At 64.6% G+C, this 11007-nt stretch carries 13 protein-coding genes; 7 read left to right on the forward strand and 6 right to left on the reverse strand.

From position 1 onward, the window contains the following. The first annotated feature begins 65 nt into the window (after positions 1-65). Positions 66-1352, forward strand: a complete 1287-nt coding sequence (hemA, locus tag Mspo_RS16940) for a 5-aminolevulinate synthase (RefSeq protein WP_159731821.1) — start codon at positions 66-68, stop codon at positions 1350-1352. 224 nt (positions 1353-1576) lie between these two features. Here hemA and purC read toward each other — a convergent pair whose 3' ends face one another. Next, the gene (purC, locus tag Mspo_RS16945) at positions 1577-2371 is read right to left on the reverse strand and encodes a phosphoribosylaminoimidazolesuccinocarboxamide synthase (RefSeq protein WP_159731801.1); all 795 of its coding nucleotides are present in this window, start codon (positions 2369-2371) and stop codon (positions 1577-1579) included. A 308-nt stretch (positions 2372-2679) separates the two neighbouring features. On the opposite strand from purC, the gene Mspo_RS16950 reads away from it, so the two are divergent. The 3 genes from Mspo_RS16950 to Mspo_RS20130 all read left to right on the forward strand — a co-directional run bounded on the left by Mspo_RS16950 (position 2680) and on the right by Mspo_RS20130 (position 4413). Then, positions 2680-3000 (forward strand): DUF1476 domain-containing protein, encoded by a 321-nt coding sequence (locus Mspo_RS16950; RefSeq protein WP_159731803.1) that lies wholly within the window; start codon positions 2680-2682, stop codon positions 2998-3000. Positions 3001-3068: 68 nt separating this feature from the next. Then, complete coding sequence (locus Mspo_RS16955) at positions 3069-4064, forward strand: tyrosine recombinase XerC (RefSeq protein WP_159731805.1); 996 nt, start codon at positions 3069-3071, stop codon at positions 4062-4064. A gap of 214 nt (positions 4065-4278) precedes the next feature. After that, positions 4279-4413, forward strand: coding sequence for a hypothetical protein (locus Mspo_RS20130; RefSeq protein ID WP_256366372.1), 135 nt, complete (start codon positions 4279-4281; stop codon positions 4411-4413). A 21-nt stretch (positions 4414-4434) separates the two neighbouring features. On the opposite strand, the gene Mspo_RS16960 is transcribed toward Mspo_RS20130, so the two are convergent. After that, positions 4435-5004 carry a hypothetical protein gene (locus tag Mspo_RS16960; RefSeq protein ID WP_159731807.1) on the reverse strand — a complete coding sequence of 190 codons (570 nt, stop codon included), beginning with the start codon at positions 5002-5004 and terminating at the stop codon, positions 4435-4437. 282 nt (positions 5005-5286) lie between these two features. Here Mspo_RS16960 and Mspo_RS16965 point away from each other — a divergent pair, with 282 nt between their 5' ends. Then, the gene (locus tag Mspo_RS16965; RefSeq protein ID WP_159731809.1) at positions 5287-5556 is read left to right on the forward strand and encodes an usg protein; all 270 of its coding nucleotides are present in this window, start codon (positions 5287-5289) and stop codon (positions 5554-5556) included. 62 nt (positions 5557-5618) lie between these two features. Here the strand turns inward: Mspo_RS16965 and thrS are convergent, their stop codons facing one another. The 4 genes from thrS to Mspo_RS16985 all read right to left on the reverse strand — a co-directional run bounded on the left by thrS (position 5619) and on the right by Mspo_RS16985 (position 9126). After that, complete coding sequence (gene thrS / locus Mspo_RS16970; RefSeq protein WP_159731811.1) at positions 5619-7550, reverse strand: threonine--tRNA ligase; 1932 nt, start codon at positions 7548-7550, stop codon at positions 5619-5621. A gap of 175 nt (positions 7551-7725) precedes the next feature. Further along, positions 7726-7902, reverse strand: coding sequence for a hypothetical protein (locus tag Mspo_RS16975; protein ID WP_159731813.1), 177 nt, complete (start codon positions 7900-7902; stop codon positions 7726-7728). A 14-nt stretch (positions 7903-7916) separates the two neighbouring features. After that, a complete protein-coding gene (locus Mspo_RS16980; RefSeq protein WP_159731815.1) occupies positions 7917-8102 on the reverse strand; it encodes a hypothetical protein in 186 nt (61 codons plus the stop codon). Between the two features lie 169 nt (positions 8103-8271). Continuing rightward, a complete protein-coding gene (locus Mspo_RS16985; protein ID WP_159731817.1) occupies positions 8272-9126 on the reverse strand; it encodes a nitroreductase family protein in 855 nt (284 codons plus the stop codon). Positions 9127-9418: 292 nt separating this feature from the next. Between Mspo_RS16985 and rpsU the strand changes: the two genes are divergently transcribed. Continuing rightward, positions 9419-9658, forward strand: coding sequence for a 30S ribosomal protein S21 (rpsU, locus tag Mspo_RS16990; RefSeq protein ID WP_018267543.1), 240 nt, complete (start codon positions 9419-9421; stop codon positions 9656-9658). Between the two features lie 106 nt (positions 9659-9764). Then, a complete protein-coding gene (locus Mspo_RS16995; RefSeq protein WP_201281733.1) occupies positions 9765-10640 on the forward strand; it encodes a tetratricopeptide repeat protein in 876 nt (291 codons plus the stop codon). Positions 10641-11007: the final 367 nt, after the last annotated feature.

An 11007-nucleotide genomic window follows, 5' to 3' on the forward strand; every position in this document is an offset into this window, starting at 1 on the left:
ATTGCCGGCTGTTCCGCGAGGGGCGTAGAGTATCGGCGCCCTCGAGAGGCATGAAGGGTCGTCACATGGACTATCGGCGTTTTTTCGAGACGGCGGTCACTCGTCTCCAGGAGGAACGCCGGTACCGGGTGTTCGCCCATCTCGAACGCTGCGTCGAAACCTTTCCGACCGCGGTCTGGCATCGCGCCGACGGCTCCACCCGCGATGTGACGGTGTGGTGCTCCAATGATTATCTCGGCATGGGCCAGCACCCCGACGTCATCGCCGCCATGGTCGAAACGGCGTCGCGCGTCGGCGCGGGCTCCGGCGGCACGCGCAACATCTCCGGCACCAGCCATGCGATCGTGGAGCTCGAGAGCGAGCTCGCCGATCTCCACGGCAAGGAGGCCGCGCTGGTCTTCACCTCGGGCTGGATTTCCAATCTCGCCGCCATCTCGACGATCGCCGATCTTTTGCCCGATTGCGTCATCCTCTCCGACGCCTCCAACCACAATTCCATGATCGAGGGCGTGAAGCGCTCGCGCGCCGAGCGCAAGATCTTCCGCCACAATGATCTCGCCCACCTCGAGGAGCTGCTCGTCGAGGCCGGGAGCCGGCCGAAGCTCATCGTCTTCGAGAGCCTTTATTCGATGAACGGCAATGTCGCCCCGGTCGCCGAGATCGTCGCGCTCGCCGAGCGTTATGGCGCGATGACCTATGTCGACGAGGTCCACGCGGTCGGCATGTATGGCGCGCGCGGCGGCGGCGTCTGCGAGCAGGCGGGCGTGATGGACCGTATCGACGTCATCGAAGGCACGCTGGCCAAGGGCTTCGGCACGCTGGGCGGCTATGTCGCCGGCGACCGCGTGCTCATCGACGCGATCCGCAGCTATGCGCCCTCCTTCATCTTCACCACGGCGCTGCCGCCCGCGGTGGCCGCGGCGGCGACGGCCGCCGTGCGGCTCTTGAAGACGCGCTCCGATCTGCGGGCCGCCCATCAGCGCGCCTCGCACATCACCAAACATGCGTTGGCCGCCGCCGGCCTGCCGGTGCTGGAGAATGGCTCGCACATCGTGCCGGTGATGGTGCGCGACGCAGAGCTGTGCAAGGCGGCGAGCGACATGCTGCTCGAGCGCCACGACATCTATATTCAGCCGATCAATTATCCGACCGTCGCGCGCGGCTCGGAGCGTCTGCGCATCACGCCGACGCCGCGCCATACGATGGAGCATATCGCCGCCCTCGTGGAGGCGGTGGTCGATGTCTGGCACACGCTCGGCATCGCCTTCGTGGAGCCGCCGCAGCATCTGCATGTCGACGCGGAGAGCCGCGAACGCTGCACCTATCCCGAGATCAAGCTCGCCGCGCAGTGAGGACGGACTCTCTCTCGGGAGCTCTGGAAATCGAGAAGGTTCGCGTCTTCCTTCTCCCGCCTGCGGGAGAAGGTGGCCCTCGCGTCAGCGAGGGTCGGATGAGGGCTCTTGCCGCCGCAGCGACCTCGAAACCTTCATCGCACCCGTAAACCGCAGCCGCCCTCATCCGACCCCGCTTCGCGGGGCCACCTTCTCCCACAGAGTGGGAGAAGGAGAACGCGCCCTTACTGCACCAGCTTCGGCTGGCTCGGGCGGGGGGTCTCGTTCTCTTGCAGAATGCCGAGACGGCGCGCGACTTCCGTATAGGCCTCGACGAGGCCGCCCATGTCGCGGCGGAAACGGTCCTTGTCCAGCTTGTCGTTGGACTTGATGTCCCACAGCCGGCAGGAGTCGGGAGAAATCTCGTCGGCGACGACGATGCGCATCATGTCGCCTTCCCACAGCCGCCCGCACTCCATCTTGAAGTCGACGAGGCGGATGCCGACGCCGAGGAAGAGGCCGGAGAGGAAATCATTGACGCGAATGGCCAGGGCCATGATGTCGTCGATCTCTTGCGGGCTCGCCCAGCCGAAGGCGGTGATGTGCTCCTCTGAGACCATGGGGTCGTCGAGCGCGTCGTTCTTGTAATAGAATTCGATGATGGAGCGCGGCAACTGCGTGCCTTCCTCCATGCCGAGGCGCTTGGACAGCGAGCCGGCGGCGACATTGCGCACCACGATCTCGAGCGGGACGATCTCCACCTCGCGAATCAGCTGCTCGCGCATGTTGAGCCGACGGATGAAATGCGTCGGCACGCCGATATCGTTGAGATGCTGGAAAATAAATTCCGAGATCCGGTTGTTGAGCACGCCCTTCCCGTCGATCACCTCATGCTTCTTGGCGTTGAAGGCGGTGGCGTCGTCCTTGAAGTGCTGAATCAAGGTGCCGGGCTCCGGGCCCTCATAGAGGACCTTGGCCTTGCCTTCGTAGATGCGTCGGCGGCGATTCATCGGGATCAACCGGGGCTTGAGAAAATCCATTACGGGCCCGTGGCTCCTCGGTTCAGCTCCGGAAACGAGCGCCGCCCCGGCCTGAGCGCGGGAAAGGGACGTCCGTTCGAAGCGGCGTTCGCAATGGCCGCGGGTGGAACCGGGTCCTATCCTGTTCCCGCGACGGTTACAACCCGTGCGGAGAGACTAACCGAATCGCGTGGCGGACACAACTTGACTGAAATTTTCGTTGATTGCGTGAACGTCATTGGATTCGAGATCGAATCGCCTACATCCGAAAGAGCGCGGAGCGCCGCCGGCTCGAGCGGCGCCTCCCGATGCAACATCCGAGGGTTGATATGAGCACATTCGACAACCGGGAAGAGTCGTTCGAGAAGCGCTACGTTCATGAGCAGGAGCTCCAGTTTCGCGCCGAAGCGCGGCGCAACAAGCTGTTCGGTCTCTGGGCCGCGGAGAAGCTCGGCAAATCGGGGCCGGAGGCCGAGGCCTACGCCGAGGCGCTGGTGACGGCCGAAGTCTCCGCTCATCCTGAGGAGCAGGTGTTTTCCAAGGTGAAGGCCGATTTCGCCGCGGCCGGGGTCGAGCAATCCGACCACCAGATTCGCCGCAGGCTCGACGAATTGCTGGAAACGGCGAAGGCCGAGGTGAAGCAGGGCTGAGCCTCGCGGGCGCGAGGGCCGGCCCGGCTCAACCTTTTATTCATCGGCGCGCGTCACCACTTGTCCCCATGCGCGATTCCCCGCGACCCGCAAAAATAAGATCGGGCGCCGCTTTCACTGCGGCGCCCGATATCGCGTCCGAGGCGCTGGCCTGGCTCGACCATCTCTCCGGCGAGCGGCGCGCCTCTCGCCATACGCTCGACGCCTATGCGCGCGACGCGCGATTTTTCTTGGATTTTCTCGCCGAGCATCGCGGCGCGCCGGCGGATGCGGCGACATTGCGGGCGCTCGTTCCGGCCGACATTCGCGCCTTCATGGCGCGGCGGCGCGCCGAGGGACTCGAGAATCGCTCGCTCCTGCGCGCGCTCGCCGCCGTGCGCTCGCTCCTGCGCTTCCTCGAGAAGAAGGGCCTCGCCAAGACGGATGTCTTCGGCGCCGTCCACGCGCCCAAGAAGCCCCACAGCCTGCCCAAGGCGCTGAGCGTCGCCGACGCCCGCGATCTGACCGACGCCGGGACCCGCGCGGGCGAAGCGCGCGAGCCCTGGATACTCGCCCGCGACGCCGCCGCTCTGGCGCTGCTCTATGGCGCAGGATTGCGCATTTCCGAAGCTCTGTCGATCGAGCGCGACCGCGCGCCGATCGGCGCCGTCGACCGCCTCGCCATCGCCGGAAAGGGCGGCAAGACCCGCGTCGTCCCGGTCATAGAGCCGGTGCGCCGCGCCATCGAGGAATATATTTCGCTCTGCCCCTATCAGCTCGCCGGCGGCCCGCTGTTCGTCGGCGCGCGAGGCGGCCCTCTCTCGCCGCGCATATTGCAGCTCGCCGTGGAGCGAATGCGCGGCGCTCTGGGCCTGCCCGACAGCGCCACGCCCCATGCGCTGCGCCATTCCTTCGCGACGCATCTCTTGGGCCGCGGCGGCGATCTGCGCAGCATACAGGAGCTGCTCGGCCACGCCTCGCTCTCGACGACGCAGATCTACGCCGCCGTCGACAAGACGCGCCTCCTCGACGCCTGGCGCTCGGCGCATCCGCGCGGCGCCCGCGATTCCGCCAAATCGATTTGATTTCGCTTAAGATCAAAGCAATCTCGTCAAGCGGTCCCTTGCCGAAATTTTGATTTCCGGCGAGGTCTCGCCTTTTCGCCGCTCCGCCCTTCCTTCCTTGCGAACCTGCTGGTCTTTCGCGCTTCGTGCGCTCGCGCGCGCGCGATTTTCCGGCTCGGTCAGGTTGACGGCGTCCCGTACGGGGACGGGCGCCGACGATCGGTGGGAGGGGAAAATGGGTCAGACGCCGAGACTGTCGCTGCTCGGATTGCTGCTCGTCATGGCTTTCGCCTATGGCGTGTGGATCATCGTCACCTCGGGGCAGGCGGCTTCGGCCGACGCCTGTCTCGGCTACGCGCTCTGCCGCTGAGCGACGGAGCGGACGTCCTCGTCACGCCGCGCCGCGGCGGCGGACGAGGGCGCGCAACAAAGCGAGCTTGCGCAGGAACAGCGAGCCGCCCTCCTCGCCGAGCGCGCGAGCGAGTTTCGCCTTCAAGAATTTCTTGGCCTCGCGAATCTGCTGCTCGAGCGGCTCGACGCGCTCATGCGCCCAGCGGCTGACGCGCAGCATCGTCTCATAGAGCGTCTCGAACCAGCCGATCTGCAAGAGCTTCTCGCGGCTCGCGTCGAAGAGGAAGGATGTGACGCCGAGGGCCAGCGTCTTCGCTGCGAGAATCACCGAGAGGCCCGCGATCACATGGCCATGCGCGATCGCCGCGACCGCGAGCAGCTTCAGCGGAAAAATCGTGATCGCCGGAAGAGCGAAGACGGCCAGCGTCGCAAGGGGCGACAGGCCGGCGATGAATTCGCGCAACCGCGTTTCGATTTCCTTCAGGCCGAGCGCGCCCGCGAGCCGCACCAGCGCGATTTTCACATTGTCCCACAGCCAGCTCTCGATGAGAAACAGCACGGCGAGGGTGAACCAGAATGCGCGAATGAGGCGCCGGCCGAATGTTTCCATCGATTTGTCTCGCTACCTTTCGCAGCCGCATCTGGAGTCGACCACTGTCCCGCCGCGAAATCAAGCAGACCCGCGGCCGAACGCGGACTGCGCCTCGAGGAAAGCCCAAGCGCATTGTTTAATCTAGCAGGCTGTCGAGCCTGATTCCCCGATCGCTCGGCGAGCAGCACTCACCGCTCCATGCTGCTACCATATTGTTTTTAAAAGTTTATTCGGCATTCGTCTTGCATCCTGATCGCAGTCGAACCTATCGTTCTCACGCGATCGAAGAGGAGGCGTCGAATGGCGTCGCGCGAATTTCGCCGAATGCTCGAAGGCTATGGGCTGACGACGGCCAATATTTTCTACCGTCTGCCCGATCATCCCGCGATCATGCAGTCCTACATCTGGCAGGACTACGATCTGCAGCCCGAATTTCCGCAACTGCGCAAATTCCTGGATTTCTGGGAGAAGAGCCTCGACGGGCGGCTCCACTCCGTGGAGGTGGCGCATAGCGGGCTGATCCGCCCGGCGGAATTCTCGCTGGTCGACAAGGAATTTCATCTGCATTGAGGCGCAGTGCGCGAGTCCTTCTCTCACTTGTGGGAGAAGGACTCGCGCGGAGAGCTTTCGCTCTATCCCTTCACGTCCGGCGGCGTCGCCTCCTCGGCGAGCGCGGCCAGCGCGTCGGTGAGGCTCGCGGAGCTCTGCGCCTGCGAGCCGAGACGGCGGATCGAGACCGTGCGCTCGGCCGCCTCTTTCTTGCCGAGGACGAGAAGAACCGGGACCTTGGCCAGCGAATGCTCGCGGACCTTATAGGTGATCTTCTCATTGCGCAGATCGAGATCGACCGAGAGGCCGACATTGCGAGCTTCCGCCGCCACTTCATAGGCGTAATCGTCGGCGTCCTGCGTGATGGTGCAGACGGTGATCTGCAGCGGCGACAGCCACAGCGGCAGATGGCCGGCGTAATGCTCGATCAAAATCCCGGTGAATCGCTCGAGCGAGCCGAACATGGCGCGGTGGATCATCACCGGCGTCTTCTTCTCGCTGTCCGCGCCGATGTAGAAGGCGCCGAAACGGCCCGGCAGGTTGAAGTCCACCTGCGTCGTGCCGCATTGCCATTCGCGGCCGATCGCGTCGCGCAGCGTATATTCGAGCTTGGGCCCATAGAACGCGCCCTCGCCCGGATTGATTCCCGTCTTCAAGCCCCGCGCGGCGAGCTCGTCCAGCACTTTGTAGAGCGCGGCCTCGGCCTTGGCCCAGGCCTCGTCGGAGCCGACATGCTTCTCCGGCCGGGTGGAGAGCTTCACCACCACATCGTCGAAGCCGAAGTCCTTGTAGATCGTCAGGATGAGATCGTTGATCTTCAACGCCTCCTCCATGATCTGGTCCTCGTTGCAGAAGATATGCGCGTCGTCCTGCGTGAAGGCGCGCACGCGCATCATGCCGTGCAGCGCGCCCGACGGCTCGTAGCGATGCACGACGCCGAATTCCGCGATCTTCACCGGCAGATCGCGATAGGACTTCAGCCCATTCTTGAATATCTGGACATGGCCCGGACAGTTCATCGGCTTCAGCGCGAAAATGCGCTCGTCCTCCGTCTTGGTGAGGAACATGTTCTCGCGATAGGTCTGCCAATGACCGGAGGTCTCCCACAGCGCGCGGTCGAGCACCTGCGGCGTGTTCACCTCGCGATAGCCGGCGGCCTTCTGGCGCCGGCGCATGTAGGAGACGAGGCTCTGGAACAGCGCCCAGCCCTTCTCGTGCCAGAAGATCGTGCCCGGCCCTTCCTCCTGAAAATGGAACAGGTCCATCTCGCGCCCCAAGCGCCGATGATCGCGGCGCTCGGCCTCCTCCAGCCGATGCAGATAGGCGTCGAGGTCTTCTTGGCGGGCGAAGGCGGTTCCATAGATGCGCGAGAGCATCGGGTTGTTGTGGTCGCCGCGCCAATAGGCGCCCGCCACCTTCATCAGCTTGAAGGCGGTTCCGACCTTGCCGACGGACGGCATATGCGGGCCGCGGCAGAGATCGAGCCATTGGCCCTGGCGATAGATTTTCAAATCCTCGTCGCCGGGGATGGAGTCGATCAGCTCGCGCTTGAAGGCCTCGCCTTTCGCCGTGAAATAGGTCTTGGCCTGATCGCGGCTCCACACTTCCTTGGTGATCGCGGCGTCGCGCGCGACGATCTCGCGCATCTTCTTCTCGATGGCGGGAAGATCGTCGGGCGTGAAAGGCTCGGCGCGATAGAAATCGTAATAGAAGCCGTTCTCGATCACCGGGCCGATGGTGACCTGCGTGCCGGGAAAGAGCTCCTGCACGGCTTCCGCCAAGAGATGCGCGCAATCATGGCGGATGAGCTCGAGCGCCCTCGGATCCTCGCGGCCGACGAATTCGATTTTCGCGTCGCGCGCGATCGGATCGGCGAGGTCGCGCAGCTCTCCGTCGAGAGCCATGGTGACGGTCCGCTTGGCGAGGGAAGGGGAAATGCTCTTGGCGATGTCGAGGCCGGAGACGCCGGGCTCGAATTGACGGGACGCCCCGTCGGGGAAGGTGACGGCGATCATATGCTCTCCTCATGCGCCCACTCGCCGATACAAGTCGGCGTAAGTCGCTTGTCGCCCGAAATGGGCCGGGCATTGATAAGGCAAGCATGTCGCGCTTGGCAATGACGCTTCGACGCGTCGGGCGCACCCAGACGCGTCGAGAAAGACAAGATGGAGCGCGCGACCTTCGCTCGCGCTACTGGCTCGCCGGAGTGGTGAGCTTCCCGATCCATCCGCCGATGGCGATGAGCATGACCGACATGGCGGAGGCGACCTCACTCTCCATGTCATAATGGAAAAATAGCTTCGAAGCCCAGGTGATCAGAACCGATAGAGCTCCGCCCAGGCTGCCTCCCGCGACGACATTGGACATGACCGGACGCCTTATCAATTATAAGCAATCGGAAATTCTTGCGCTCTTTGTCCGAGCCGAGGGCCGATGGAGCCGACGACGACGGCCGAAATCAATGGGATGAGCGCTCCGAGCCAGCCCGGCAGATCAGAGCCGAAGGTGAATTTGTGCAGCACCACGGCGAACATGCCGACGACGGCGCCGAGGACCAACCAGAACAAGTCTCGATCTGCATCGTTCTGCATAGGCAATTCTCCGGTGAAATTGGACGGCAATCGCCAAAAACGAACAAGTGTACGCGAACGGAAGCTTCCTTCAATTCGGCTCTTTCTTCAAGCCCGAGCTCGAGGCGCCGCCGCAGCTCGCGTCTGGCGGCGCCGCGAGGGGGAGTTATTTCAACGCGAAGCCCAAGGCCCGCATCGCCTCCTTCAGGCGATCGCGGCCGCTGAGGCTCTCGGGACCGCGCACGCGGGAAAGCGCCTGGCGAATCCAGCCCTGCTCGGGAAGACCCGCCTCCTTTTGGAAATCGCGGAACTTCTCGTCATAGGCGGCGACCGCCTCGCGCTGCGCCTCGTTCCATGCGTATTGCTCGCGATGCAGCACGGCGCCCTGCCCGAGGCGGGGCCGCACGCCGCCGGCCTTGGCCGGATCGGGGCGGCCGACCGCCATGCCGAAGACGGCGAAGACGCCCGGCGGCAGATCCAGCTCTTTTGCGACCTCCTCCGGCTTGTTGCGAATGCCGCCGATATAGACGCCGCCGAAGCCGAGCGATTCGAGCGCGACAAGCGCATTTTGCGCGGCCAGCGCCGCGTCGACCGCCGCCGTCAGGAACATTTCGAGGAAGGGCAGCGCCGCCGCGTCGCGGCCCTGCGCCTTGCCGATATTCTCGAGCCGCGAGAGATCGGCGAGCCAGAGCAGGAACAAAGGCGCGTCGCGAATATGCTGCTGATTGCCGGCGAGATCGGCGAGGCGGCTCTTGCGCGCCTCATCCTCCACGGCGACGAGGCTCCAGACCTGGAGATTGGAGGAGGTGGAGGCCGATTGCGCGGCGGCGACCACTGTCGCCAGAGTTTCGGCGGGAATTTTTTCCGGCAGATAGGCGCGGATGGAGCGATGCGCGAGCAGAAGGTCGAGCGTCTCGTTCCAGACCGGCGGGGACGGCGAATCATCGCGGCGATAGCGGGCGCGGATCGCCTCCGCGCCATCGGCCGCGCTCAATTCCCCTCTCGTGATCGGCTTGTTCATGTCGTCTCCAGAAAATGCCGCGTGACGCGCGCTTTATGGCATGGTGGCGAAAGCCGCCGTAAAAATCCACCCTGCCGCGTCGGAAATCGCGGGCGGCCGCGGCCCTCCGCCTGACCCCTCGGATTATACGGAGACCGGCGTCGCCCGAGCCGCTCCTTGTGGACAACGCCGGGCAAGTCTGTTAATCCCCCGCGCACGGGTCAGGCGCTCCGTCAGCGCCCGGCCGACTATTCTCATCCGTCGCAACCTCTCCAACCGGGGCGCGCGCCGCCCCTAGAAACAGGATCGCTTCGTGCAAGTTCTCGTCCGCGACAATAATGTCGACCAGGCTCTCAAGGCGCTGAAGAAGAAGATGCAGCGCGAAGGCATTTTCCGTGAGATGAAGCTCCGCGGCCATTACGAGAAGCCGTCGGAGAAGCGGGCCCGCGAGAAGGCCGAGGCCGTGCGCCGCGCGCGCAAGCTCGCCCGCAAGAAGCTGCAGCGCGAAGGCCTGCTGCCGGTGAAAGCGAAGCCCGCCGTCGGCGGCCGCTGAGCGCAAGACCGGGCGCGCGGCCGAAATCTCGCCCGATTGCCCGGTATGAATCGTCGTCGCGCGTTCGAAGCGCTTTATAGGACTTTGTTCGAGGAGGTCGGACGGAATGGAATTGCCGCTCGGCTCGGCGGTTCGCCGGACCTCCCCCACATTTTTTTGCCGCGCGCCTCTGCGCGCCGGCGCGGCGGTTCTGGCGCTGCTCGCCCTCGCCGGCTGTGAGACGGCCGGCGTGTTGCGTCCGCCGGGGCGCGGCTTCGCCGAGACCGACGCCGCCGATCCCAAGGCCGCCAACGCCAATATCGAGTCGCTCTCCGAGGTCGTTCGCCGCAATCCGAGCGCCGAAGCCTTCAACACGCGCGGCGTGGCGCTCGCCAAGATCGGCCAGTTCCAGGAGGCGATCGCCGATTTTTCCCAGGCGATCAGGATCGAGCCCAACAACGCCGCCGCCTTCACCAATCGCGCTCTGGCCTTCCGCCAGATGGGCCGCAACGATCAGGCGCGGCTGGACTTCGACCGCGCCATCGACGTCAACCCCAATCATGCGCCGGCCTATATCGGGCGCGCCAATCTGCTGCGCGCGCAGGGCAATCTCGACCAGGCGCTCGCCGATCTCGATTCTGCGATCAAGCTCAACCCCGAGAGCGCGCAGGCGTTTCACGCGCGCGGGCTCATTCATCAAAAGCGCGGCGACAATCAGCGCGCCGTCACCGATTTCGACAACGCCATCGACCGCGATCCTTTCGCGGCGGCGCCCTATCAGGCGCGCGGCGAGAGCCTGGTGACGCTCGGCAGCTACGACAAGGCGATCGAGGATTTCAACGCGGCGCTCAATGTCGATAATAAGAGCGCGCCGGCCTGGGCGTGGCTCGGCCTCGCCTATGAGCGCAAGGGCAATCGCCTGAAGGCCAACGAATCCTATCAGCGCGCTCTGGCGCTCGATCCGCAGCAGCCGATCGCCAAGCAAGGCGTCTCGCGCGGCTGACGCGTTCGGCGAAACCCGCCGGCAAATACAAATCGCTCATCCTGAGGCGCTTTTGCGGCACGCAAAAAGCCTCGAAATATGCTCCAGCGGGCGCGGCGACCCATCCTTCGAGACGCGACCTTCGGCTGCTCCTCATGTATGGACGGCCCCCGTTGCGCAAGAAAAAAGATCGGCGTTTGGGCTCGGCTGGGAGCGGTCATGTATCCGGCCTGTTCGCGCGGCGCATGACCGCTGGCCCAAAGGGGTTTCGCCGAACGGATTCCCATCAGGATGACGCGCTGCGGCGCGCACTGAGGCATCGGAATGTTCCGTCCGAGGTTCCCGACCATTTTGCCGTTTCGCCTTTCTTGCTCCTTACGCCTCCTTA

Origin of the sequence: Methylosinus sp. Ce-a6 (genome assembly GCF_009811655.1) — a bacterium.
Lineage (GTDB): Bacteria > Pseudomonadota > Alphaproteobacteria > Rhizobiales > Beijerinckiaceae > Methylosinus.

Bases quoted from the DNA above. Each gene is read 5' to 3' on its own strand.
- hemA (WP_159731821.1), top strand. From the start codon at position 66: ATGGACTATCGGCGTTTTTTCGAGACGGCGGTCACTCGTCTCCAGGAG.
- purC (WP_159731801.1), bottom strand. From the start codon at position 2,371: ATGGATTTTCTCAAGCCCCGGTTGATCCCGATGAATCGCCGCCGACGC.
- Mspo_RS16950 (WP_159731803.1), top strand. From the start codon at position 2,680: ATGAGCACATTCGACAACCGGGAAGAGTCGTTCGAGAAGCGCTACGTT.
- Mspo_RS16955 (WP_159731805.1), top strand. From the start codon at position 3,069: ATGCGCGATTCCCCGCGACCCGCAAAAATAAGATCGGGCGCCGCTTTC.
- Mspo_RS20130 (WP_256366372.1), top strand. From the start codon at position 4,279: ATGGGTCAGACGCCGAGACTGTCGCTGCTCGGATTGCTGCTCGTCATG.
- Mspo_RS16960 (WP_159731807.1), bottom strand. From the start codon at position 5,004: ATGGAAACATTCGGCCGGCGCCTCATTCGCGCATTCTGGTTCACCCTC.
- Mspo_RS16965 (WP_159731809.1), top strand. From the start codon at position 5,287: ATGGCGTCGCGCGAATTTCGCCGAATGCTCGAAGGCTATGGGCTGACG.
- thrS (WP_159731811.1), bottom strand. From the start codon at position 7,550: ATGATCGCCGTCACCTTCCCCGACGGGGCGTCCCGTCAATTCGAGCCC.
- Mspo_RS16975 (WP_159731813.1), bottom strand. From the start codon at position 7,902: ATGTCCAATGTCGTCGCGGGAGGCAGCCTGGGCGGAGCTCTATCGGTT.
- Mspo_RS16985 (WP_159731817.1), bottom strand. From the start codon at position 9,126: ATGAACAAGCCGATCACGAGAGGGGAATTGAGCGCGGCCGATGGCGCG.
- Mspo_RS16995 (WP_201281733.1), top strand. From the start codon at position 9,765: ATGGAATTGCCGCTCGGCTCGGCGGTTCGCCGGACCTCCCCCACATTT.